We start from the raw sequence: 26,583 nt of genomic DNA, 5'->3' as shown, positions 1-26,583 counted from the left end.
TTTAGCACATTTATGAATATTGCATGAAAAGAAAAATTTATACATAAAAAAAGCACGCATAAGCGTGCTTTTTCGTGTCAGAGAAGCAATTAAGCAACTTCAACTTTCACATAACGGCGTCCGAACTGACCTTTCACTTCAAACTTCACTACACCATCAGTTGTAGCAAATAAAGTGTGATCACGGCCCATGCCTACGTTTGCACCAGCGTGGAATTCTGTACCACGTTGACGAACGATAATTGTACCTGCAGTGATTGTTTGACCACCGTAAGCTTTAACACCTAACATTTTTGGGTTTGAATCACGACCATTTCGTGTCGAACCACCAGCTTTTTTATGAGCCATGTCTATTACTCCTCGTAATTAGCCTGAAATAGCAGTAATTTTCAACTCAGTGAACCATTGACGGTGACCTTGTTGTTTACGATAGTGCTTACGACGACGCATTTTTACAATACGGATTTTGTCGTGACGACCATGGCCAACCACTTCTGCAGTTACTTTAGCGCCAGCTACAACTGGAGCACCAATTTGAATGTTGTCGCCATTTACAAGCATTAACACATCGTCAAATGCAATTGTAGAACCAGTTTCAACTTTTAAAAGCTCAACTTTAAGTGTTTCGCCTTCAACCACACGGTGCTGTTTACCACCGCTTTGGATTACTGCGTACATAGTGTACTCCAACTTGCCCGTGTCGTCGTGCCGATAAAGGAATATATCGAACTTAAAACGCCCGCCACTGGGGATACATAAAGGTTGGCTATTGTATGAAAAATTCCCCAAAACAACAAGAGCCGATGTCTCTTTTTTCAGCTATTTTAACTGCAATACTGATGATATATTACAAAAGCACAATCTCACGTGATTTATACAGAGATGACTGCACATCATTAAAATCTTTCTGCGGTATTGCATTCTTTTGCCAAGTAGATCTCACAATATAGCTTTTGCTGTTGCTTACATTTAGGTAAAATTATTTTGGTAGTTACCTTAATGCAAGTATTCGCATATCGGTGACACATTTTTATGGTATAACATGCCTAAAATGACACATCACCGAATATGTTTGGGTTTTCATTGGGTACTTTGTCCAATAGAACATCCATCATCGTCATCAACACACAAAGGTTTTTTATTAGTATGACCATCGACTTCCAGCAAGATATTCTCTCGCCAGTTGCCACAGATTTTGCTGCAATGGATCAGTTTATTAATGAGGGAATCAGCTCAAAAGTAGCCCTCGTGATGTCCGTCAGCAAGCATGTTGTCGAAGCCGGTGGTAAACGCATGCGTCCAATCATGTGTTTACTGGCTGCTCAAGCATGTGGTCAAACCGATTTAAGCCAGACACAAAAACTCGCAGCCGTCATTGAAATGCTACATACAGCAACACTGGTACATGATGATGTGGTTGATGAATCTAACTTACGCCGTGGAAGACCTACAGCCAATGCGACATGGAACAATCAAACTGCGGTTTTAGTCGGTGACTTTCTGATTGCACGCTCATTTGATTTATTGGTTGATTTAAATGACATGCAACTTTTGAAAGAGTTTTCAACAGGCACATGTGAAATTGCAGAAGGTGAAGTTTTACAATTACAAGCACAGCATCAGCCTGAAACAACAGAAGAGATTTATTTAGATATTATTTACGGAAAAACCTCACGTTTATTTCAATTGGCAACAGAAGGCGCTGCCATGTTGGCAGGTAAACCTGAATACCGTCATGCCCTAAAACAATATGCAGGCCACTTTGGCAATGCTTTTCAAATTATTGATGATATTTTGGACTACACCTCAGACAAAGAAACGCTAGGTAAAAATATTGGTGATGACCTCATGGAAGGAAAACCAACCCTTCCACTCATTACTGCCTTAAAGAATACGCAAGGCACAGCACATGAGATGATCTATAAAAGTATTGCTACAGGTGGTTTAGATGACCTAGAACAAGTCATTCAAGTCGTACAAGATAGCGGTGCTTTAGATTATTGTCGTAAGCGTGCCCATGAAGAAACACAAGCAGCAATTGATGCATTAAATATCTTACCAGACACCCCAGCACGCCAAGCACTGTTTAACTTAGCTCATCTTGCTTTAAACCGTATTCAATAAGAAATGTGCCTATGAAAAAGATTAAAAAGTCATTAAACCAAGTTTTTAGTAGCATAAGACTACAACTTGAGCAACCCAACACACTGAATGAACAAGCACTCATTCAGCTCATTGATATTGTTCGTCCTAAAGCACCTAAAAACACTCAAGAAGTGAAAAAAAATATTCTAGGTTTAATTCACTTTTTATCTACAGATGCGCAGCGTCCTCTTCTTTTTCGTAGCTATTTACTGAAACTGATCTCTAAATATAAGCAAACCAATTTATATGCAGACAGTGGCATTTTGTCTTTAGATGGCTTTTGGGATCAGCTTGGGCAACGCATGATGTCACATGTATTGCCCCCTGTGTCTGACCCAAGCGAGCTCAAATATTTAATTGGTCAGGTTTTTTATCTTAAAACAGATGTCTATTGGCTTGAACTCATCGAACTCAGTGATTGGCAAACGCTCTTGCACATGCTGGATGCACACGAAGAGCCAACGACAACGACCAGCACACACATTGAAGAAAGCATTTTAAAAGCCATGAATGTTCTGAGTTACCGTGTGAGTGGCATTGGCTTATTCCCTGAACTGATTTATGCCGACCCAAAACTCAATGAACATGAGTCGCCTTTTTTAGCACAAAATCGAGAAATTATTGATTTTATTGAACAATTTAGATGTTGCATTGAGCATAGGGATCACGTAGGTGTTTGCACACCGCTTGACTCTGCACAAGTATTTGTCATGCTTGAACAGTGCCAAGGGGTTGTCAGTAATATTCGTCGTGCCACCAAGCGTATTGGTGTCAGTCTAAATCTGACTTACCTATTGACCGTTCTTGAGCAAAGTTTAGAACGTATTGAGTATCTCATTCGTATTCTAGATGAAAAAGCAAATGTTCGGCATATTGCTATTCGTGATTTACTGTATGATTTGGTCAAAGCCAACCATAACGAAAAACGTGTCGGCGCATTACTTTCAGCAAATAGCGAACTACTTGCTCTACAGGTCACTGAAAATGCCAGTAAAACAGGTGAAAACTATGTAAGTACAGACAAAAAAGGCTTTTTTTCGATGTACCGTGCGGCGGCAGGTGCAGGTTCGATTATTGCAATCATGTCTGTGATTAAAATTTTAACCGCAAGACTCACCCTTGCCCCTTTATTTCATGCCATTTCGTATAGCTTAAATTATAGCTTGGGTTTTGTACTGATTCATGTACTCCATTTTACCGTTGCAACCAAACAACCTGCCATGACAGCAGCGGCACTGGCCTCTACTGTACAACAAAGAAAACGTTCTAAAACCGCACAGTTGGCTGAGCTTGCGAACCTGATTGTAAATATTATTCGTACGCAGTTTATTGCTATTTTAGGCAATATTTCGATTGCTATGCCTGTGGCGGGCTTAATTACTTACCTTTGGCCAATGATATTTGATGAAAAACTATTAAGTAATACCAAAGCCACTTACCTATTACATGCATTAGATCCATTTACCTCTTTGGCTGTACCTCATGCTGCCATTGCAGGTGTTTGTTTGTTTCTATCTGGGTTAATTGCGGGTTACTTTGACAACATGGCCATTTATAGACGAATTGGGCCACGTTTAAAACATCACAAAGGACTCAATAAGCTTTTAGGTCAAGACCGCCAAGACCGTTTTGCCAATTATATTGAGCGTAATTTAGGAGCAATTTCAGGTAACTTTATTTTTGGTTTTATGCTCGGCAGCATGGGGACCATTGGCTTTATTTTAGGACTTCCTTTAGATATTCGCCATATTGCTTTTGCTTCAGCAAACCTCATTCAAGGGCTCATGAGTATTGATGGTACACCTGATATTGGTTTAATTTTGGTATCGATTTTAGGCGTGATCCTGATTGGTATGACCAACTTATTTGTCAGTTTCACACTCACAATTATTGTTGCACTGAGATCTAGACGTGTACGCTTTGAACAATGGAAACCACTGGCCAAATTAGTCATTACCCACTTTATTAACCGACCGAGTGATTTTTTCTGGCCACCCAAAGATCAAAATATGGCTAAAAATGACGTAAATCAAACACAAAACAAAGAACATTGATTTTATTTTGGGTTATATTTTAACAGGTAAGACTTTTAACAATAAATGCAACAATCTTACAACTTGAAAAAAAGTGTACTCACGAGTACACTTTAAAACAATCATATTACAAACAACAGATAATAGGTGTAATACATGGTGTATTACGTATTACTTTTAGGGTGCTTATGTTTATTTTGTGGCATATATATGCTCCACAATATAAACCTACATGCCCTAGATAATCATATACTTATCCTTGTATCACAATATCGCTCCCTATCATTAGATCATTTCAGTATTTTATTATCTAAGCTCGGTGGCATGCCCGCCTTTATTGTTGTATTGTTCATCTATTGTATTTTTTTTGCACGTCAGAAGAAAAATACCGAAACCATATTTTTACTCCTCAGCAGTCTTGGTTCTATCGGTATTGGGTGGTCACTAAAGTACATTGTAGATCGTGATCGGCCTCAAGTTGTAGAACATCTTGTTCAAAGCTACGGTGCATCTTTTCCAAGTGCACACAGTTTATATGCTGCTGTCCTTGCAAGCTTTACAGCATTATTTGTCTGTCAGAACTTATCGTATAAATACAGAAATGTATTGTTTTGTTTCATTTTCTCTTGGCCACTGGCTATGGGAATTTCACGCGTTTACTTAGGGGTACATTATTTATCAGATGTACTTGCAGGTTTGGGTATCGGTTTTATTTGGGTAGGTTTGCTTTACTTATGTTATCAAAAAAAGTTTATGCCCTATTGTCACGAAAAATCAAAGTTAAAAATAGAGGTGAAATCATGAGGTCAGCTAAAGTTTTAGCACCAACACTCAGCATGTGTGCTTTAGCACTCAGCCTAACACTTGTGGGTTGTAGTAAAAATGAATCTGCTCAAGGGACAGCTACAGGTGGTGGTGAGCAACATGCACCAACACCTGAAGTTGGTGTAATTACAGCACAAGCTCAAGGTGTTGCACAATCTATTGAGCTTTCAGGCCGTACAACAGCATATCAAGTTGCTGATATTATACCGCAGACCAGTGGTATCATTTTACGTCGCTTGTTTACCGAAGGTAGTTTTGTCCGCCAAGGCCAAGCCATGTATGAGCTTGACTCACGTAGTAACCGTGCCACAGTAGAAAGTGCCAAAGCCTCTTTACTACAACAAAAAGCCAATTTGAGTGCTTTAGAAACAAAATTACGTCGTTACCAACAACTTCTTGCAAGCAATGCTGTTGCAAAACAAGATTTTGACGACCTTACAGGTCAGGTCAATGTTGCCAAAGCACAAGTAGCCGCTTCTCAAGCTCAAGTCAGCAATAGTGAAATTGCTTTAGGCTATTCAACCATTCGCGCCCCAATCTCTGGTCAATCTAGTCAGTCAAATGTCACTGTTGGTGCTTTAGTTGTCGCCAATCAGTCCACCGCATTGACCACCATTCGTCAACTTGACCCCATTTATGTAGACATTAACCAGTCAAGTACTGATCTATTACGTTTACGTCAAAACTTAAGTCAAGGCACAATTGATCGTAGCAACAATACCAAAGTTCGCCTAAAACTTGAAGATGGTACCTATTACCAAACGGAAGGCAATCTTGCCTTTTCAGATGCTAGCGTAAATGAACAAACAGGTACTGTCACTTTACGTGCAGTTTTCCCAAACCCTAAACATCTATTACTGCCGGGCATGTACGCTCAAGCAGAAATTGTGCAGGGTGTTGTACCAAACGCTTTCCTTATTCCTCAAATCGCTGTCTCTCGCCTACCTTCAGGTCAAGCAGCCGCTTTAGTGGTCAATCAAAAAGGCGTGGTTGAATCACGTATTGTACAAACGAGTGGTACACAAGGGCAAAACTGGATTATCACTAAAGGTTTAAATAATGGTGATCGAGTTATTGTCGATGGTGTTGCGAAAGTTAAAGAGGGCATGCAAGTCAATACCAAGCCGTATCAAAGTAATGCTCAAGCACCTACAACAACGGCTAAACCAGATACTGCAGCAAAAACCAGTACAGCGAGCGAGCCAAGTACTCAACAAAAACATTCAACAGTTTAAAGGATAGGATACAATGGCTCGATTCTTTATTCATCGCCCCATTTTTGCATGGGTGATTGCACTAGTCATTATGCTTGCAGGGATTATTTCTTTGCTCAAAATGCCTATCTCGCAATATCCAACCATTGCACCACCAAAGATTTCCATTAGTGCAGTCTATCCTGGTGCATCTGCAGAAACCATTGAAAATACGGTCACCCAAGTCATTGAGCAACAAATGAATGGCTTAGATGGTCTACGCTATATTAGCTCAACCAGTTCTGCCACAGGTGCTGTGAGCATTGAAGTGAACTTTAAACAAGGTATTGACCCAGATATTGCCCAAGTTCAAGTACAGAACAAACTGCAAACGGCAACATCTTCACTACCTGATGTGGTACAAAGACAAGGCATTACCGTTAAAAAATCTGGTGCTAGCTTTTTACAAGTCCTATCTTTTTACTCTCCAGACAACTCACTTGATGGACCATTTATTAAAGACTATGTCAACAGTCATATCTTTGATACTCTAAGCCGTGTGAGTGGTGTGGGTGAAGTACAAGTCTTCGGTGGCTCTTATGCCATGCGTATTTGGTTAGACCCTGCAAAACTCAACAGTTATCAACTGACACCAAGTGATGTATCTGCTGCGATTCAAGCACAAAACTCACAAGTGGGTGTTGGTCAAATTGGTGGTGCACCTTCTGTTCCTGGCCAAGTCATTAATGCAACAGTGAACTCACAAAGCTTATTACAAACCCCGGAGCAATTTAGAAATATTATTTTAAAAAATAATGCAGGTGCCATTGTTCATTTAAGTGATGTGGCTAAAGTTGAGTTAGGCTCATCTGATTACGCATTTGATTCGAAGTTTAATGGCAAGCCTGCAGCAGGTATAGCGATTCGCTTATCTACAGGTGCGAATGCGTTAGATACTTCAAAAAATATTGAAAAAGCACTCGAACAATTACGCCCGAACTACCCTGCTGGGCTAAAAGACGATATTGCTTTTGACAGTACACCATTTATTAAAATCTCGATTGAAAACGTGGCACACACACTCATTGAAGCTGTTGTTTTAGTGTTTATTGTCATGTTTTTATTCTTACAAAACTGGCGTGCAACCATCATTCCAACACTTGCTGTACCCGTCGTTGTACTCGGTACATTTGCGGTGATTGGTGCATTCGGCTTCTCAATTAACACCCTGACCATGTTTGCAATGGTACTCGCGATTGGTCTATTGGTCGATGATGCGATTGTGGTAGTAGAGAACGTAGAACGGATTATGGCTGAAGAGCATGTTGATCCTGTCACTGCAACCGAAAACTCTATGGGCCAAATTTCAGGGGCATTGGTCGGTATTACCACCGTGTTAACTGCTGTATTTGTACCGATGGCATTTTTTACAGGCACAACAGGGGTTATTTACCGCCAGTTTTCCATTACGCTTGTGACTGCCATGATTTTATCATTAACAGTTGCACTCACATTTACCCCTGCTTTATGTGCCACCATTTTAAAGCAGCATGAAAAAGATAAACCTGAAAGCCAATCTATTGTTGCGAAGTTTTTCAGATGGTTTAATCATAGCTTTGAACGTGTTGCAGGAAAATACCAAAACGGTGTAAACCGCATGACACACAACCGTGTGATCTCAGGTATCTTCTATATTGCGATTATTGTTGTTTTAGGTCTACTCATCAAAATGTTGCCAAGCTCATTCTTACCCGATGAAGATCAAGGCGTAATTATGACATTGGTGCAACTACCACCAAATGCCAGCTTAGAACGTACAGATAAAGCCTTAGACCAAATTGAAAAGTACTTTACACAACAGGAAAAAGCTGCTGTTCAATCTGTATTTACAGTATCTGGCTTTTCATTTACAGGGCAAGGTCAAAACCAAGGTTTAGCTTTTGTAAAATTAAAAGACTGGAAAGACCGTACCACACCACAAACTCAAATTGGTGCGATTACAGGTCGTGCAATGGCTTTAAATGGTATGGTGAAAGATGCATCTTTAATTTTCCCATTACAACTGCCTGCAATGCCTGAACTGGGTACAAGTGCTGGTTTTGACTTTATGCTTAAAGATGTTGGTGGTAATGGTCATGCCAAACTACTTGCAGCTCGTAATACCATTTTGGGTCTTGCATCACAAGACAAACGTATTGCTAATGTTCGACCAAATGGCATGGAAGACACCGCACAGTATCAAGTCAATATTGATCAAGCCAAAGCAGGAAGCCTAGGTGTAAGCATTGCAGACATTAACAGTGCCATGAGCGTTGCTTGGGGTGGTAGTTATGTAAATGACTTCCTAGACCAAGGGCGTATCAAAAAAGTTTATTTACAAGGTGAAGCATCTTCTCGTATGCAACCTGAAGATTTAAACAAGTGGTATGTACGTAATAGTGCAGGTAACATGGTACCCTTCTCTGCCTTTACTACAGGTTATTGGACATATGGTTCACCAAGTTTAATTCGCTATAACAGCTCACCTGCAATGGGTCTACAAGGTGCTCCTGCACCAGGTGTCAGCTCTGGTGAAGCAATGCAAGCGATGCAAGAAATCATGCAAAAACTGCCATCTATGGGCATGACAGGTTTTTCTTATGAGTGGACAGGTCTATCTTTAGAAGAAAAAGATTCAAGTGGTCAGGGCGTTTATGTCTATGCTTTATCACTGCTCATCATCTTCTTATGCTTAGCTGCACTGTACGAAAGCTGGTCTATTCCATTTTCTGTATTACTGGTGATTCCAATTGGTATTATTGGTGCAGTCTCTTTAACCTTCTTTGGATTCTATGTATTAAAGAACCCGAACTTAGTAAATAACATTTACTTCCAAGTCGGTATTATTTCGGTGATTGGTCTATCTGCCAAAAATGCCATCTTAATTGTAGAATTTGCCAAAGAACTACAAGAGAAAGGTGAAGAACTATTTGATGCAACACTACATGCTGCTAAAATGCGTTTACGTCCGATTATTATGACTACCTTAGCATTTGGTTTCGGTATTTTACCTTTAGCCATCTCTAACGGTGCAGGTGCAGGAAGTCAACATTCTGTTGGTTACGGCGTACTTGGTGGTGTGATTAGTTCATGCTTACTTGGTATTTTCTTTATTCCTGTATTCTTTGTCTGGATTCGCAGTATTTTTAAATATAAACCAAAAACAATATCTAATCAGGAGCATAATTCGTAATGCAAAATATATGGTCTATCACAGGTCGTAGTCTTGCAGTATCTACGCTCGCAATTGCTTTGGCAGCCTGCCAAAGCATGCGTGGGCCAGAGCCTGCTGTAAAAGCGGACATTCCTGTAAACTATGCTTCTACACAGCCAACACAAGGTAAATCTATTGCAGAACAAGGCTATAAAGACTTCTTTTCAGATGCTCGTCTTGTTCAAGTCATTGACCTTGCACTCAACAATAACCGTGACTTGCGTACAGCTGTGCTCAATATTGAAAAAGCTCAAGCGCAATATAAAATCACAGAAAACAACCGTCTCCCTAGCCTAGATGGTAGTACAAGCTTCAACCGCTTAAAAAGCTCAGATACAGGCTACAAAGCTATCAGTGTTTACTCTGTAGGTTTGGCTGTAACCTCTTACGAGTTAGATTTTTGGGGCCGTCTCAAAAACCTGAAAGATGCTGCTTTAGACAACTACTTAGCACTGCAAAGTACCAAAGATGCCACGCAAATTAGTTTAATTAGTAGTGTATCTGAAGCATGGTTAAGCTATGGCTATGCCAATGCTAATTTAAAGCTGGCAGAAGACACCCTCAAAACCCAGCTTGAAGCATATCAGCTGAATAAAAAACGTTTTGATGTGGGTATTGATAGCGAAGTACCTTTACGCCAAGCAGAAATTTCGGTAGAAACTGCACGTGCAGATGTGGGTAGTTACAAAACTCAAGTAATGCAAGCCCAAAATGCACTCAACCTATTGATTGGTCAAAGCGTACCTGAACAGCTGTTACCAACAATGAATATTAAGCAAGTGACTAAAGAAGGAGTTTTTGCGACGGGTTTAAGCAGTGACTTACTGACAAACCGCCCAGACATTCAACAAGCCGCTTACAATTTAAGTGCAATGGGTGCAAACATTGGGGCAGCTAAAGCACAGCTTTATCCGACAATTAGTTTAACCAGTACAGCAGGGCTTGCTTCAACCGACCTATCAAATTTATTTAAATCTGGCTCATTTATTTGGTCAGTTGCTCCATCACTCAACATTCCAATTTTTGATTGGGGTACACGCAAAGCCAATGTCAAAGTTGCTCAGGTCAACCAAGAGATTGCTCTAGCAAGCTATGAAAAAAGCATTCAAACTGCTTTTAGAGAAGTGAGTGATGCATTAGCAACCAAACAAAATATTGGTGAACGCTTACAAGCACAAACCAATTTAGTCAATGCAACCGATCGTACTTATGCCCTCTCTAATGCACGTTATCGTGCTGGTATTGATGGCTACTTAACTGTGCTTAGTGCCCAAAAAGATGCTTATAGTGCGCAAAAAGCACTGTTAGCATTACAGCAAGCTGCACTAAATAATCAGATTGAGCTGTATAAAACACTCGGCGGTGGTGTAAAGGTCTACAATACCGACCAAGTTACGCATACGCCATCAAGTGCAGATGCTCAAAAAACCCAATAACACTCATCAAACCGCATTAAAAAACGCCCAATTTATTTGGGCGTTTTTACACTTTTTACTTCTATTTGGCCTTTTAGAACCTAACAAATGACGACTTTTCCAATGCACAGTAAATATCTTTAAATATGATTTTGAATGTTTTTCTGAATTTGCAACAAAATTCGTCGTCTAATCCAACCACTCACAGGACGTATTAAATACCAATAAGGCCTAAATTTAAGCAAAGCCTTTTTATCTATACAGAGGATACGAGTTTCAGTGGTAAGACATGTATATACTTCATCTATTTTTTGAATAGAAAAATATAAAGTGAGCTTAGCGTGATTTTCGTGCTGAAATTCTAAAAATGACGCACCATCTGGAATATTCACCAACCCATAATCAGCTTTCCAAAACTGTCCCACTAAACCCCAAACAACCTGTTGATGATTAAGTTGCTCTAATAAGGTAAAATGATCAAGACCAAAAGGTTCTTCAGATCTCTTTTCTTTGTAAAATAACTTTTTAGGAAACTCTCTTAGAGCAATAGCATATCTAAAAAGAGAGTCATCATGGGTGCTGTAATTAAGCACTGCTTTCATGATCTGCTCGGGAGATGCCTTTATATTTAAGTGATGCTCTTCTTTATACGTATATACAGGTAAATATTTTATATTTAATGACATACGACAACCCTCGTGACCAATTAAAAGTAAAACTAGATCACTTTGAATGTAAAAAACTTAAAAAATGATCTATATAATATGGTGCAGATGCCAGTTCAACTTCTTGGCCCAAAGAAGCCAAGCGTTTATAAGCCATTGTTGTTGCCACTTGAATCACACCATTTAAAGTTTTATCTACCACAAAATTAAACTTAAGTAATGTTTTCGGCTCACGAATTAACTGCGTTACGCCCGCATCAATAATCTCATTTAAACAGATAAATGCTTGCGCAATAGCAGGCCTATGCCCTTCTTTAATCTCTGCAATTTTTTGCAATGTTTTTTCAACTAATGCTTTATCTACTTCATAGCGTACATACACCTGTTGCCCTTCATGCTTAATCATTTGGGTAAAATAATTAACCAATGGCAACAACCGCTCATTACTTAACAGTGCTATAGACCACGGCAAATATTTTCGTAGTGCCGTTAACACATGCTCAATCACTTTTTCAGAATCTTGTGCTACAGCATGACCTTCTGGTTTAGTTAAACGCTTTTTTTGTTGCTCTAACAAATCAATAAAGACCTGTTGCATAATCTGAATAGACACCTCAGCCAATACATCACCCAAATCATGGGCAAGCTTTCGTTTTTCACCTTCATTCAGTTGTTGCTGAAGCGTAATAAAACGCTGGTAAGTTTCTATTTCTACCTTCAAATATACCGCATACGACATAAATTAAAAAACCAACAAATCTTTTAGATACACTAGCATGTTATTTCATGTGTTGTTACTGATATTGTCAATACACATCATCTGCCAAGCATTATTTTTTTTGCTACAATAGACACAAATTTACTTTTGATCTGTTAACCCTATGACCGATACACAAGCTACTTCAGCTCAAAATATTGCAACAACCTATGACCCCACCGAAATTGAAAAAAAATGGTACCAAACGTGGGAAGAACGAGGCTACTTTAAACCATCGGGTCAAGGTGATTCTTTTTGTATTATGATCCCGCCACCCAATGTTACAGGTAGCTTGCACATGGGGCATGGTTTCAACAATGCCATTATGGATGCCCTCACCCGCTACAACCGTATGATGGGCAAAAACACCCTATGGCAACCAGGTACAGACCATGCAGGGATCGCCACGCAAATGGTGGTTGAGCGTCAATTGGCTGCACAAAACATTAGCCGTCATGACCTTGGTCGTGAGCAATTTATTGAAAAAATTTGGGATTGGAAAGAACAATCTGGTGGCAATATTACCCGCCAAATTCGCCGTTTGGGTTCATCTGTAGACTGGTCACGTGAACGCTTCACCATGGACGAAGGTCTTTCAAATGCAGTCAAAGAAGTCTTTGTTCAACTGCATGAACAAGGGCTGATTTACCGTGGTAAACGTTTGGTTAACTGGGATCCAAAACTACAAACAGCCCTATCTGACTTAGAAGTAGAAAACCACGAAGAAAAAGGGTCTTTATGGCACTTTAAATACTTCTTCGCAGACAAAAACTTAAACACAACCGAAGGCAAAGACCACCTTGTGGTTGCGACAACGCGTCCGGAAACACTGTTTGGTGATACAGCCGTTGCAGTCCACCCAGAAGACGAACGCTACAAACACCTTGTTGGCCAACATATTGTACTGCCAATTACAGGACGTTTAGTACCAATTGTTGCAGATGAATATGTTGAAAAAGACTTTGGTACAGGCTGTGTGAAAATTACGCCTGCACATGACTTTAATGACTATGACGTGGGTAAACGTTGTGGTCTTGCAATTATCAATATCTTAAACAAAAATGCTGAAATTTTGGCTGAGTTTGAGTATATTGCCAAAGCAGGCGAAGCGATTTCAAAAACAATTCCTGCACCAAGCGATTATGTTGGCTTAGAACGTTTTGAAGCACGTAAAAAATTAGTTGCCCAAGCTGAAGCTGAAGAGTGGCTTGAAAAAATTGAACCTTACGACCTTAAAGCACCTCGCGGTGACCGTTCAGGCGTAATTGTTGAACCACTACTCACAGACCAGTGGTATGTAAAAATTGCACCACTTGCAGCGCCTGCAGTTGAAGCAGTCCAAGATGGTCGTATTAAATTTGTGCCTGAGCAATACACTAATATGTATATGGCATGGATGAATAACATTCAAGACTGGTGTATTTCACGTCAGCTTTGGTGGGGACACCGCATTCCTGCATGGTACGATGCCAATGGTGGTATTTACGTAGGTCGTACTGAAGCTGAAGTACGTGAAAAACATAACCTAGATAACAGCGTACAGTTGAATCAAGATGAAGATGTTTTAGACACTTGGTTCTCATCTGCCCTATGGACATTCTCTACACTCGGCTGGACAGGCGATGCTGCCAAAGATGCTCAAAATGACTTCTTAAACACCTTCCACCCAACCAATGTATTGGTGACTGGCTTTGACATTATTTTCTTCTGGGTTGCTCGGATGATTATGATGACAATGCATTTCATGAAAAATGAAGATGGTTCTGCACAAATACCATTTAAAACAGTTTATGTACATGGTCTTGTACGTGATGGCGAAGGACAAAAAATGTCTAAGTCTAAAGGCAATGTGCTCGACCCACTTGACCTCATTGATGGGATTGACCTAGAAACCCTCGTACAAAAACGTACTTCAGGGCTCATGAACCCGAAACAAGCAGGGAAAATTGAAAAAGCAACTCGTAAAGAGTTTCCAGAAGGCATCAATGCCTATGGTACAGATGCCGTACGCTTCACGTTCTGTGCACTTGCTAATACAGGGCGTGACATTAAATTCGATTTAAAACGTGTTGAAGGCTACCGTAATTTTTGTAATAAAATTTGGAATGCGACCCGCTTTGTACTCATGAATGTTGAAGGGCAAGAGATTGCTCAACATGCACAACCTGAGCTTTGGGAACTTCCTGAACAATGGATTGTGAGCCGTTTACAAAAAGCTGAAGCCAACGTTCACCAAGCATTCAGCTCATACCGTTTAGATATTGCTGCTCAAACCATTTATGACTTTATTTGGAATGAATATTGCGACTGGTATGTAGAGCTAACAAAGCCTGTTTTAAACGATGAAAATGTCTCTACTGCACGTAAAGCAGAAGTACGCCGTGTACTGTTAAGTGTTATGGAAGTGGCACTACGTCTTGCTCACCCACTCATGCCGTATCTAACCGAAGAAATTTGGCAAACCCTTGCACCAATGATTGGTCAACAAGGCGATACCATCATGACTGCGACATATCCTACGCCAGATCAAAGTAAAATGAATGATCAGGCAGAAACAGACATGCAGTGGTTACAAGGCTTAATTGGTGCTGTACGTAATATTCGTGGTGAAATGGGCTTAGGTAATGCACGCTTACTGCCTGTACTACTCAAAAATATCTCAGATATTGAGCGTACTCGCATCGAACGTATTGAACCCCTGTTTAAAGCACTCGCCAAAGTGGAAAGCATTGAATACCTAACTGCTGACCAAGAGCCACCACTGTCATCTTCAAGTGTTGTTGGTCACGCGTCTGTATTTGTACCAATGAAAGGCTTAATTGATCCAAAAGCTGAACTTGCTCGCTTGCAAAAAGACTTGGATAAAATTCAAAAACAGCATGACCAAATTGCCAACAAATTAGGGAATGAAGGCTTTGTGAAAAAAGCACCGCCTGCAGTAGTGGAAGGTGAAAAAGCAAAGCTTGCTGAATTTGTAGAGCAAATTGAGAAAGTAAAACACAATATGCAACAAATTGCTGATTTATAACATGGCATAAAAAATGGGCTAAATCATTTAGCCCATTTTTTCACCGCATTCGATTAGATCTCTGTCATGTTTTTAATTTCTGAATGATGTAATAGCAATGGCATCGTCACAAGTACTTTTAATCCACCTAGCTCTTCACTGCGTGTGAACTCAAACTCACCGCCCACTCGCTGAATGGCTTTTTGTACAATAGACAACCCCAAACCACTACCCACTTCTAAATGATGGTGCACTCTATAAAAACGCTTGAGTACTTCTTCATATTGCTCTTTTGGAATACCTGGACCACTGTCTTCAATACACACCGTACAGCGGTTTTTATAGATTGGATATACCGAGATATTAATGACCCCAGATGCTGGCGTATACTTAATCGCATTATCAATTAGATTATAAATAATCGAATGTACTGTAGGCTCAAAGCTTTGTATTCTGACTTCTTCATTACGAACAAAACCCAAGTCAATGTCTTTTTCCATAGCCAAATTCATTAACTGCTCAACACAGCTCAAAGCAACGTCATTTAATATAAAGCGTTTTGGCTGCTCTAAAGCGTGTAAAGACGTATCTTGTTTCGCTAAAGACAATAATTGGCTGACCAAATGCTGAATACGAGCCAAACCTTTACTTAAATTAATTAAAGCGACATTGTTTGGAAAATCTCTTAACAAAATTTTAGTCTGCAAATTCAATGCTGTAATTGGGGTTCGTAACTCATGGGCGGCATCGGCAACAAATTGCTTTTGCTCCTGTTGCGTTTTAGAAATACGATCAAACAAGTCATTGATTTCATGAATTGCAGGCAACAACTCTACAGGATACTGCTCATCCGTCACATGGCTAAGTTCATTTGAATCTCGTTGAGCAAGCTCAATTTTTAATACATCAAAAGGCTTTAAACTACGCTTAATAATATAAACTATCACTAACATGACCAATGGCATAATCAGCAAAAATGGGAGTACCATACTGCCTGCAAGCTCTAATGCCAGTACCTCTCGTACACTTTGATGTTGGCTAATTTGGACTTGATGGTCTTGTGAAGGCAAAACATAGGTATACCATGTGCCTGTATCGGTATCATGCTGATAAAAACCAGCAGTTTTCACTTTCGGGACGAGTAGCTGGTTTTTATTTAAAGCCTCTGTATCATCATATGCCCAAATATCAATAAACAACTCTTCTTGATCTTGATCTGGGCTTAAATTGAGCTGGCTATGAGTATCTTTTAGCTTAAGCGTTGTTGCCCGACTGGCAAGAAATTGCATTTGTGCATCTAAAATATGCGTAAGCTCTTTTAATGCAATTTGATACGTTGAAAACATCAGTACACATGCCATGACCACGCTTAACAACGAGGTCATTACAATCAGCCGTGTATTGAGTGAGCTACGGCCTTTTTTCATATCATACTCAAATTATGGTTGCTGTTGACTATGGCCTAAACGATAGCCTAAACCACGTATGGTACGAATAAAGTCTTTCCCTAGCTTTGTTCTGAGATGATGTATATATACTTCAATCGTGTTGCTCGACACTTCACTATCAAAGTCATATAGCTTATCTTCTAAGTTAGATTTAGAAAATATTTTATTCGGATGTGTCATTAGAGGAGTTAAGATTGCCCACTCTCGATTAGACAACTCAATCGTTTGCCCTTTATATTTGGCAATATGTTGCTCTACATCTAAAATCAGCTCATTATTACTTAAGATTTTTTCAGTTGCAGACTGTGCTTCTAAACCTGCTCTACGTAATAATGCGTGTATACGTGCAAGTAACTCTTCAAACTCATACGGTTTGACTAAATAGTCATCTGCACCCTGATTTAAACCATCTACACGGTTCTCTAATTGATCTCGTGCAGAAATAATAAGTACTGGTGTTTGTGTTTTTTGACGAATTTGCTTTAGAACTTGCATACCGTCCATCATCGGAAGACCAAGATCTAATAAAATAATATCAAATGATTCTTTATTTAGTGAAGCTAGACCATCTAAACCATTATTAAACCAATCGACATCAAAGCCGTGGTATTTTAATAGTGTAATTGTCGACTCAGCAATCATGAAGTCGTCTTCAATGATTAGTATTTTTGTCATGGGGTCTATATGCTCACGAAAATGTTTAACTTTAGATACGATATTTTAAATATGATTCATTCAATTCAAGGTATTAATCCATCATAGAACAAGGCATATCTCGCATTCAATAGTTTTTGTGATAAAAAATATCTACTTACTTGCAAAGTCGATTATATTTATACCTTACTGTATATTTTAAAGACCACTTCAATCACATCATATCTATTGTGAAAATGATTTCATGTGTCTTACAACAAATATAATCTATCAATATAATGAATATATGATTGATTTCTGATAATGCTTATACAATGTAGTTTTGACAACTTAAACAGGGCTTAAATTTTTATTTTTATAAAAAATACCCTGTAAAAAATTACAGGGTATTTTTATGTTTAACTTAATGTTTTTACAACAAATTAGAAGCTGTATTTAGCCATTAAGTTCAAACGAGAGTAATCACCTTTTTGTGAAAGGAATGTTTCACGTTGACCGTAAGTGTATTCAACACCCAAATCTACACTTTTCACAGGTGTATAAATTGCATTCACAATCACGTTATAAACGCTTTTGTTTAAACTAGTAGATTTAGACGCAACAGCTGCTTTCGCATATGCATTATCATCGTTATACAACATACCACCTAAGATAAGGTTAGAACGCCATTCGTTATTCCATTTACGGCCATAACCAATGTTTACTGCATCTAACTCAGATGGCAAAATGTTAAACGACGTGCCATTAGCTATAGCAGTATACGAAGCATTGGTATACAACATGTTGCCTTGACCAGCACCTTTTACGTGCGTGTAGTTTGCAAAAATGCTGTCATTTGAAGTCAGGCGGTATGTTGCACCAACACCTGCACCCCAACCAATGCTTTCTTTGTCATTGCTATCGTTAGTTGAAACACGGTTTTCACGTACTAAACCATGTACCTGCACAAGACCTTTCTTGTCTGCAGTTGCAATATCGTAACGTGCAGTTAACTGTGGTAAACGACTACCACCACGTGTTTGTGCTGTACCAGTGAATGCATCTACGTCACCGCCTTCTAAAGCAACTAACACTTTTTGTGTTTTGCTAATTGGCTGTGTGTAACGTACTTGTACTGCACGTGCAGAACCTTGACCAATTGGACCATTACCATCTACAGTTTCAGGCGTTGTGTCGTTGTTTGCAAATGGTGAAGTTGTTTGACCAACAGTCCACTTACCTAGCTCAACAAATGCATGACGTACACGGAAGCCACCATTACCATTGGTATAGGTGCTACTCATGAAGTCAGCTTCAATTTTCGCTTTTAAGTCACCGTAGCTTGTTGGACGTAATAAATCGACACCTAAACGAGAGTTTGCCGCACTCACATTTAATGCATTTTTAGTTGCATTCGCTGAGTTTAAAGGTACTTTGTTCGTTGGGTTGTATACATCAGCAGTAGACGCTGTAGACCCTTCAAAGTCATACATTGCATCCACACGCACATTACCAGAAATTTTGAGCTGTGTTTGACCATCTGCAAGCGTCATCCAACCTGGCTTGCTGCTAGATTCTTTTGGCGCAAGATTTGGTTTTTCAAGTGCAAGAATTGCAGTTTGCTGTAGCTGTACAGATTGCTCTTGTTGCTGTTGAGCAATTTGTTGCTGTTGAGCCACTTGCTGCTGCTGTTGAGCAGAAAGTTGTAGTACTAATTGTTGTAATTGAGCCACTTGTGACTCTAATTCAACCACTTTTTTCTGTGTATGTGTTGTCGTCGTTGCAGCTTGAGTTGAACCCACAGCCCCCATTACCAAAGCCGCACCAATTGAAAGTGCTAATTTATTCACTTTAACCACAGATTTTTCCACCCTTAAACAAAAAAAGTTAGTTACCGTCTTAACTTTTTATACTATTACAAAGAAAAGTAACAAAATTATGACAGTAGATATGCATGTTTTTATAAATGCTTATTTATTTCACGTATTATCAAATTAAACGCCCAATTCAATAATACATTTAATATATAAATCAAACATTTATTAAAATCAACTCTCAAGACAATTTAAAAAAACAATTAAAATCAAAATAATGTCGAAAAAAGAGATGATCAAGTGACTTAAATTTATTTCAAAATTGCAACCAAATAAAGATAAATATTTGAAAATAATCAAATTTTTAGTTGAAATACAACTTTAAAATGTAAAGCCTATATTACTACAGTACTCGATTACACAAAGAATATAATTAAAAACTTTGTTTATCAGTAACAGCACCACACTACATAAAGCAACAATTATACCAACAAACAAAAAATCATATTAAAACAAACAAATAATACAAATCACTATAAATAAGCAACGAAACTCAGCACAAATAAGCACCATTAAAGTGCAAAAAAAAGTTCATTACCAATAAAGTGGTTCAAGCACACCAAATTTGTGCAAAAAGTTAATCCTTCTATGCCTGTAGTCTATGTAAAATAGTACTATGGACTACAACTCATATTTATAGTTTTTAAATATAAGTTAATCTATATTGATACTGTACATCCAAAAACATGATGAAAAACCACTCTTTCACTTACAGTATGGTCAATAATTTTTTGTAAGCAATATAGTAAATTTAAGCTAAATCTGATCATATATGTCACCTTTTTCTAGCACGCATATCTGCTCTCATGCCTATTCGCCGCCACGTTATTGTCGTTTTTTTATTAAGTCTGTTTTTATTTGGCTGTAGTACTACTCAGCATAATACCAATACTGCAACATCAACGCTTAAACCAAGAGAACCTGTGATTGCTCTAGCACTCGGTGGTGGTGGTGCGAAAGGTTTTGCACATATTGGAGTGATTAAAGTCCTTGAAGCTCATGGCATTAAGCCACAGATTGTCACTGGAACAAGTGCTGGTAGCTTTGTGGGTAGTATTTATGCCAGTGGCAAAACAGCTGCACAAATGCAAGCCTTAGCCTATCAACTGAAAGAGTCAGACATTAGAGATTTAACAATTAGTCGACAGGGTTTTCTTGTTGGTCAAAAATTACAGGACTATGTAAACAGTCATGTTGGCAATAAGCCCATTGAGCAATTTCCAATACGTTTTGCTGCTGTTGCCACACAGCTAAATAATGGACAAAAAACTGAGTTTATTCGTGGTAATGCAGGACAAGCTGTGCGAGCATCATGTAGTATTCCAAATGTTTTTATTCCTGCCACGATTAATAAAGTACAGTATGTCGATGGTGGGTTAGTCAGCCCTATTCCTGTAAAAACAGCAAAAAGTATGGGGGCAGATATTGTTATTGCTGTTGATATTTCAGCACGCCCAGACACCAATAGTAAAAGTACCAGTAGCTTGTGGGGACTCCTCGACCAAACCATTAATATTATGGGACAGCAAAGCATTCAAGAAGAATTAAAGTATGCTAATGTTGTCATTGCACCTAAAGTTAATGAGTTAGGTGTAATGGACTTGGGCTCTGCACGTACTGCAATTAATGCAGGTGAAAAAGCCACACAACAACAAATTGAAATGATAGAAACAGCCATTCAACAGTTTAAAAAGTCACCTGCAACATTTTCTCCAGCCCCTAAAGCAAAGTTTTAATAATATATAATTTAGTCATATCTCATGCCCATATGATCAGTTATGATGTATGATATATGACTAAAAATAAGGCGATTTAGCATGAGTATGATTGAACCATGGCACTGGTTTGTTTTTGGTATTATTCTGATCTTGCTTGAACTGGTAATAACAACCTTTGCACTCCTTTGGTTTGGTATCGCTGCATTAACTGTAAGCCTATTTTATTGGTTATTACCTAATTTAAGTACTGCAACGCAAGTATTTATGTGGGCTATTTTAGCCAGTCTGTGTACGTTCTTATGGTTTAAATATATTAAACCCAAACCTAAACAACAGCTTGTCCATACTAAAGCACAGCAAATTATGATTGGGCAAGTTGGTATGGTGACCCAAAACCAAGTTAACACCCAACTCAACATACGTTTTCCAATGCCTATTTTAGGTTCAGATGAATGGCCTGCGGTCTGTACCGATGAAGTCTTAATTGGTGACAGAGTTCAGGTAGTAGAGATTACAGACCAAATATTAGTGGTAAAAAAACACATTACACACAGTTATTCTTAATTTTATAGGACCATACTATGTCTATTACAACAATTATTAGCATCGCATTTTTGGTTTTTGTTGCTGTAACCATTTTAAAAGGAGTGCGTATTGTACCGCAAGGCTATAAATGGATTGTGCAACGCCTCGGAAAATATCACACCACATTAAACCCAGGTTTAAGCATTATTATTCCGTATATTGATGAAGTCGCATATAAAATCACTACCAAAGATATTGTGCTTGATATTCCATCACAAGAAGTAATTACCAAAGACAATGCTGTACTTTTGATGAATGCAGTGGCTTATATCAATTTATCTGTACCTGAAAAAGCAGTGTACGGTATTGAAAACTTTAACTGGGCCATTCAGAACTTAGTACAAACAACGCTACGCTCTATTGTAGGTGAAATGGACTTAGATGATGCACTTTCATCAAGAGACCACATTAAAGCTAAACTTAAAGCAGCCGTTGCAGATGATATTTCTGATTGGGGTATTACCCTAAAAACTGTAGAAATTCAAGATATTCAACCCTCACCAACCATGCAAGCTGCCATGGAAGCCCAAGCGGCAGCTGAACGCCAAAGACGTGCAACCGTGACAAAAGCAGATGGTGAAAAGCAAGCTGCTATTTTAGAAGCAGATGGTCGTTTAGAAGCATCTAGACGAGATGCAGAAGCACAAATTGTACTTGCTGAATCCTCTCAAAAAGCCATTAGTTTGGTAACGAGTGCCGTGGGAGATAAAGAAATTCCTGTTGCCTACTTATTGGGTGAGCAATATGTAAAAGCCATGCAAGACATGGCTAAATCAAATAATGCCAAAACTGTGGTCTTACCTGCCGATGTACTCAGCACCATTCGTGGCATTATGGGGCGTAAACTGTAAATTAGTTTTGGCGTTGCCATAAAAACTGGGTAATAGCGTGCAAGTCTTGTACGCTGTTACCAAAAATTTCAAGTGCACTCAACGCCTGCTCATGTAACTGGGTTGCATACTGTTGTGCTGGCTCTAAACCCATCAATGCAGGATAAGTCGACTTATCAACCTGTACATCTTTACCTGCAGTTTTACCCAATACCGCCGTTTCTGCAGTAATGTCTAAAATATCATCTTGGACTTGGAATGCTAGGCCAATCGCTTGAGCAAATGTTTTTAAAGCCTGCATTTGTTGACTTGATGATTCAAGCTGAGTCACAGCACTCATTTCTACAGCAGCTTGTATTAATGCCCCTGTTTTATTTTTATGTATTTTTTCTAACATCTGTTGATCTATACACATACCCTCTGCTTGTAAATCAAGTACCTGACCTGACACCATTGCAGAACTGGCCTGCGCCAATAGACGTACTTGTTTTAAAGCAATTGTTTCACTTAAAGCACTTGCATCTTCATCAAAAATTTGACTGGTCAATACCTCATAGGCCATAGACTGTAATACATCACCTGCAAGTAAGGCAGTATCTTCACCAAAAGCAATGTGGCATGTGGGTTGCCCACGTCTTAACGCATCATTGTCCATGCAAGGTAAATCATCATGTACCAATGAGTAGCAATGGATCAACTCTACAGCGACTGCAGCACGTCGCACCGCAGACCAATGCATATTAGGCGTGGTTATTTTTGCAACTGCATAACACAAGGCAGGACGAATACGTTTACCACCGAGCATCACACTATGGTGTACCGCACGTTGTAGCGGTTCAGGGAGCTCAAATATTTGCAGTACTTCGGCTAAGTCATTTTGAATTTGTTTTTGTGTCGTATGTAAGACATCGAAAACACTTGGCATGGGTATTGACACAATCGCCTCGAATAATTGAGATTAAGCTTTTTTAACAAACTCTGATTTGAGCTTCATTGCTCCAATCGTTGGAATTTTACAGTCAATATTATGTCCATCTGATGAACCATGTACTAAGCGAACTTTGACTTTTGTACCGACTTTGACTACAGAAGATGACCCTTTAATTTTAAGGTCTTTAATCACTGTTACAAAGTCACCATCTTCTAATACTTGCCCATTACTATCAACAATCACTTCAGCTTGTTCATCAGATGCTTCCTTTTGCTCGCCCTCTTTCCACTCAAACGCACACTCAGGGCATACAATTAAATCGCCATCATTGTAGGTATATTCAGATTTACATTGGATACATGCAGGTAAGGTCATGGTGTGATAGCTCTATCATAAAATTGCATTATCACGCTTATTGTTATTTTTTTCAAAAAAATATGACGTATTGTGTCTAAAACCCTCTAAATTTGTTATAAGGTGCATATTTTATAGACTTAAAACAATTCATTTATAGCTAAAACAATATAGCACTATATTTGGTCTATGATTTTGTATCGCTTACAATGGCTTTCTTTATCGCAAGTAAGTTGTATTCTCGTGAGTCATAATAGTAACAGTAAACTACAACGTGGTTTAAAAAACAGGCACATTCAGCTCATTGCAATGGGCGGTGCAATTGGTACAGGGCTTTTTCTAGGCTCGGCGTCAGTCATTCAATCTGCAGGGCCTTCTATTATTTTAGGCTATGCTATTGGTGGTTTTATTGCCTTTTTAATTTTACGCCACTTAGGGGAAATGATTACCCATGAGCCTGTTGCTGGCTCTTTTAGTCACTTTGCATACCAATATTGGGGACGTTTTGCAGGCTTTCTCACCGGTTGGAATTATTGGATTCTATATGTCTTAGTAGCCATGAGTGAGCTCACCGCGATTGCAACCTATGTGAACTATTGGTGGCCTCACATACCTGCCTGGGGCTCAGCACTGTTTTTCTTTATTATTGTCACCATCATCAACACATTTAATGTGAAGTTTTATGGTGAAGCTGAGTTTTGGCTGTCTTTAATTAAAGTGATCGCTGTCATTTCTATGATTGGATTTGGTACCTATTTGCTCATTACCGCACCATCAAACTCAATCTCTCAGTTTTCCAATCTATGGACTCACGGTGGATTTTTCCCAAATGGTTTTGATGGCTTATTTTATATGCTTGCCATCATTATGTTCGCTTTTGGTGGTATAGAACTGGTGGGTATGGCTGCAGCTGAAACAGACCACCCCGAAAAAACCATTCCAAAAGCAATTAACCAAGTCGTTCTTCGCATTCTCATTTTTTATGTTGGTGCATTGGTAGTTTTACTGTCGTTAATGCCATGGAATCAGTTGAAATTTGGTAGTTTAGAACAAAGTCCTTTTGTCATGATTTTTAGTCAGTTAGGTATTGGTTGGGCTGCCCACTTATTAAACTTTATTATTTTAACGGCTGCACTGTCTGTGTATAACAGTGGCATGTATGCCAATAGCCGTATGCTATTTAGCCTCGCAAAACAAGGCAATGCACCCAAAATATTTGCAAAAGTAAATACGCAAGGTGTACCCATTGCTGCAACATTATTTTCAGCCATACTTATTTTTGGTTGTGTAATTTTGAATTACGTTATGCCAGAAGGTGCACTAAGTCATTTAATTTATATTGTAGTCGGTGCATTGGTACTCAATTGGGCGATGATTAGTTTAACCCATTTAAAGTTTAGACAGCATTTGAAGAAGCAGGGCATTAAAACCAGCTATCCTGCCTGCTTTTACCCACTGAGCAATTATATCGTATTAGCATTTATTGCCATTATTCTATTTATTATGTGGTCAAAAGGTTTTAAAGAATCTGTACTTATTTTACCTATGTGGATTGCTATGATGTTTATTGTTTATAAGCTGTTGGCACGAAAAAAATAATTAAAAAAGCGACTCTCTTTTAGAGTCGCTTTTTTATGACAGGTTAGTGAAGTGTCACCATAAAATCTCTACGGCGTACCATCAATATTGCTAATATCAGACCAAAAACCCCCAATACGCCACCCACTATACCAACGTACTCAATTCCCATATTTAGCCCAACAATACTCCCCAACAATGCACCTCCACCAATGCCTACGTTATATAAACCTGAATATACAGACATAGCCACATCGGTTGCATCAGATGCCAGTTGTAGCACTTTAGATTGCATCACTAAACCAAAAATCATAATTGCAATGCCCCAAAAAACAGACATTGCCATAATTCCCCATACACTAAAAGCCAGTGGTAAGAGTATGAACATACTTACAGTAATGCCCAAAATTGCAATAATTGGGAATGCTCTTGGCAATTTACGGCTTAAGCGACTAAATAAAATTGAACCCAAAATCCCTGAGCCACCATACACCAACAATAATGTTGTGGTTTGATCAGAAGTAAAGTGAGCAATCTCTGTTGTGAATGGTTCGATATAACTGTATGCGGTAAATTGTGCAACAACAATCACAATGGTGGTCACAAATAGTAATACCAATGCAGGGCGTTTAAATAACACAGGCAAGCTCTCTATAGAACCTGTATTTTGGCTTGGTAACTCAGGCAGTGTTTTCCATAAAACAATCGCTGTTGCAACCGCAATTCCCCCGACCAAACCAAAAGTAATACGCCAACCAAATAGCTCACCGACAATACGGCCAAAAGGAATACCCAGTACCAAGGCCAATACCGTACCCGTAGACAACATACCCAGTGCTTGAATTTCTTTCCCAACTGGAGCAACACGTATAGCAAGAGATGCCGTAATGGACCAAAAAATTGCATGTGCAAAGGCAATACCTACACGGCTAATCAGCAAAATAATAAAATTAGATGCAATACTCGACACCAAATGGCTAAATACAAACAGCACAAATAATGACAAAAGTAGGCGTTTACGTTCCATATGCCGTGTTACCAACATCATAGGTAGCGAAGCCAATGCCACCACCCAAGCATAAATGGTAATCATAATACCCACATGTGCGGCTTGCATATCAAAAGTTTTTGCAATATCTGTAAGCAATGCAACCGGTACAAACTCAGTGGTATTAAAAATAAAGGCTGCAAGTGCTAAAGCAATTACACTCACCCAACTACCGTCAGAGTCTGTTCTAGGTGCAATCGTTTGAGGGGATATATTCATAATTTTGGCTTTATTGATTAAAGTATAGAGAGTGGATAAATGTAAAACAGCGTATTTTTCTACGGCTTATACT

Annotated in this window: 21 protein-coding genes; 11 read left to right on the top strand and 10 right to left on the bottom strand. The window is 38.9% G+C overall.

The annotated features are described in order from the left end of the window. Nucleotides 1–89 precede the first annotated feature (89 nt). Entirely contained in the window at nt 90–347 is a 258-nt protein-coding gene (gene rpmA, locus I2F31_RS01025; RefSeq protein ID WP_195769050.1) for a 50S ribosomal protein L27, read from the bottom strand. 18 nt (nt 348–365) lie between these two features. Beyond that, the gene (gene rplU / locus I2F31_RS01020; protein ID WP_195769051.1) at nt 366–677 is read right to left on the bottom strand and encodes a 50S ribosomal protein L21; all 312 of its coding nucleotides are present in this window, start codon (nt 675–677) and stop codon (nt 366–368) included. 468 nt (nt 678–1,145) lie between these two features. Here rplU and sdsA point away from each other — a divergent pair, with 468 nt between their 5' ends. The 6 genes from sdsA to adeC all read left to right on the top strand — a co-directional run bounded on the left by sdsA (nt 1,146) and on the right by adeC (nt 10,884). Further along, entirely contained in the window at nt 1,146–2,123 is a 978-nt protein-coding gene (sdsA, locus tag I2F31_RS01015; RefSeq protein ID WP_195769052.1) for an All-trans-nonaprenyl-diphosphate synthase, read from the top strand. A gap of 11 nt (nt 2,124–2,134) precedes the next feature. After that, nucleotides 2,135–4,198, top strand: a complete 2,064-nt coding sequence (locus I2F31_RS01010; protein WP_213014777.1) for a site-specific recombinase — start codon at nt 2,135–2,137, stop codon at nt 4,196–4,198. A 303-nt stretch (nt 4,199–4,501) separates the two neighbouring features. Then, entirely contained in the window at nt 4,502–4,981 is a 480-nt protein-coding gene (locus tag I2F31_RS01005) for a phosphatase PAP2 family protein (RefSeq protein ID WP_195769053.1), read from the top strand. Beyond that, entirely contained in the window at nt 4,978–6,237 is a 1,260-nt protein-coding gene (locus I2F31_RS01000) for an efflux RND transporter periplasmic adaptor subunit (RefSeq protein ID WP_195769054.1), read from the top strand. Before I2F31_RS01005 ends, I2F31_RS01000 begins: the two co-directional genes overlap by 4 nt. A gap of 13 nt (nt 6,238–6,250) precedes the next feature. Beyond that, entirely contained in the window at nt 6,251–9,427 is a 3,177-nt protein-coding gene (locus I2F31_RS00995) for an efflux RND transporter permease subunit (RefSeq protein WP_195773302.1), read from the top strand. Then, nucleotides 9,427–10,884, top strand: a complete 1,458-nt coding sequence (gene adeC, locus I2F31_RS00990; protein ID WP_195769056.1) for an AdeC/AdeK/OprM family multidrug efflux complex outer membrane factor — start codon at nt 9,427–9,429, stop codon at nt 10,882–10,884. Before I2F31_RS00995 ends, adeC begins: the two co-directional genes overlap by 1 nt. A 119-nt stretch (nt 10,885–11,003) precedes the next feature. On the opposite strand, the gene I2F31_RS00985 is transcribed toward adeC, so the two are convergent. Both I2F31_RS00985 and I2F31_RS00980 read right to left on the bottom strand, forming a co-directional pair. Then, a complete protein-coding gene (locus I2F31_RS00985) occupies nt 11,004–11,549 on the bottom strand; it encodes a hypothetical protein (RefSeq protein WP_195769057.1) in 546 nt (181 codons plus the stop codon). A gap of 37 nt (nt 11,550–11,586) precedes the next feature. Next, nucleotides 11,587–12,267, bottom strand: a complete 681-nt coding sequence (locus tag I2F31_RS00980) for a hypothetical protein (RefSeq protein ID WP_195769058.1) — start codon at nt 12,265–12,267, stop codon at nt 11,587–11,589. A gap of 142 nt (nt 12,268–12,409) precedes the next feature. Here I2F31_RS00980 and I2F31_RS00975 point away from each other — a divergent pair, with 142 nt between their 5' ends. Further along, nucleotides 12,410–15,313, top strand: a complete 2,904-nt coding sequence (locus tag I2F31_RS00975) for a valine--tRNA ligase (protein WP_195773301.1) — start codon at nt 12,410–12,412, stop codon at nt 15,311–15,313. 53 nt (nt 15,314–15,366) lie between these two features. On the opposite strand, the gene I2F31_RS00970 is transcribed toward I2F31_RS00975, so the two are convergent. The 3 genes from I2F31_RS00970 to I2F31_RS00960 form a co-directional block, all read right to left on the bottom strand. After that, nucleotides 15,367–16,719, bottom strand: coding sequence for an ATP-binding protein (locus I2F31_RS00970; RefSeq protein WP_195773300.1), 1,353 nt, complete (start codon nt 16,717–16,719; stop codon nt 15,367–15,369). Between the two features lie 12 nt (nt 16,720–16,731). Then, the gene (locus I2F31_RS00965; protein ID WP_195769061.1) at nt 16,732–17,415 is read right to left on the bottom strand and encodes a response regulator transcription factor; all 684 of its coding nucleotides are present in this window, start codon (nt 17,413–17,415) and stop codon (nt 16,732–16,734) included. Between the two features lie 401 nt (nt 17,416–17,816). Further along, nucleotides 17,817–19,223 carry a DcaP family trimeric outer membrane transporter gene (locus tag I2F31_RS00960; RefSeq protein WP_407647852.1) on the bottom strand — a complete coding sequence of 469 codons (1,407 nt, stop codon included), beginning with the start codon at nt 19,221–19,223 and terminating at the stop codon, nt 17,817–17,819. A gap of 830 nt (nt 19,224–20,053) precedes the next feature. On the opposite strand from I2F31_RS00960, the gene I2F31_RS00955 reads away from it, so the two are divergent. From I2F31_RS00955 to I2F31_RS00945, 3 genes are all read left to right on the top strand, one after another. Continuing rightward, complete coding sequence (locus I2F31_RS00955) at nt 20,054–20,983, top strand: patatin-like phospholipase family protein (protein ID WP_195769063.1); 930 nt, start codon at nt 20,054–20,056, stop codon at nt 20,981–20,983. 81 nt (nt 20,984–21,064) lie between these two features. Then, entirely contained in the window at nt 21,065–21,529 is a 465-nt protein-coding gene (locus I2F31_RS00950) for an NfeD family protein (RefSeq protein ID WP_195769064.1), read from the top strand. 17 nt (nt 21,530–21,546) lie between these two features. Next, complete coding sequence (locus I2F31_RS00945) at nt 21,547–22,401, top strand: SPFH domain-containing protein (protein WP_195769065.1); 855 nt, start codon at nt 21,547–21,549, stop codon at nt 22,399–22,401. Nucleotide 22,402: 1 nt separating this feature from the next. On the opposite strand, the gene I2F31_RS00940 is transcribed toward I2F31_RS00945, so the two are convergent. Further along, nucleotides 22,403–23,305, bottom strand: a complete 903-nt coding sequence (locus tag I2F31_RS00940; protein WP_195769066.1) for a polyprenyl synthetase family protein — start codon at nt 23,303–23,305, stop codon at nt 22,403–22,405. Between the two features lie 33 nt (nt 23,306–23,338). Beyond that, a complete protein-coding gene (locus tag I2F31_RS00935) occupies nt 23,339–23,686 on the bottom strand; it encodes a zinc ribbon domain-containing protein YjdM (RefSeq protein ID WP_195769067.1) in 348 nt (115 codons plus the stop codon). Between the two features lie 168 nt (nt 23,687–23,854). On the opposite strand from I2F31_RS00935, the gene I2F31_RS00930 reads away from it, so the two are divergent. Next, nucleotides 23,855–25,264, top strand: coding sequence for an amino acid permease (locus tag I2F31_RS00930; protein ID WP_195769068.1), 1,410 nt, complete (start codon nt 23,855–23,857; stop codon nt 25,262–25,264). 43 nt (nt 25,265–25,307) lie between these two features. Here the strand turns inward: I2F31_RS00930 and I2F31_RS00925 are convergent, their stop codons facing one another. Continuing rightward, nucleotides 25,308–26,510: a sugar transporter gene (locus I2F31_RS00925; protein ID WP_195773299.1), complete on the bottom strand. Its 1,203-nt coding sequence runs from the start codon at nt 26,508–26,510 to the stop codon at nt 25,308–25,310. Between the last annotated feature and the right edge of the window lie 73 nt (nt 26,511–26,583).

Origin of the sequence: Acinetobacter rathckeae, assembly GCF_015627125.1 — a bacterium.
GTDB classification, from domain to species: domain Bacteria; phylum Pseudomonadota; class Gammaproteobacteria; order Pseudomonadales; family Moraxellaceae; genus Acinetobacter; species Acinetobacter rathckeae.
The sequence above is the reverse complement of the archived record's forward strand: the minus strand, read 5'-3'. Positions and strand labels throughout refer to the sequence as shown.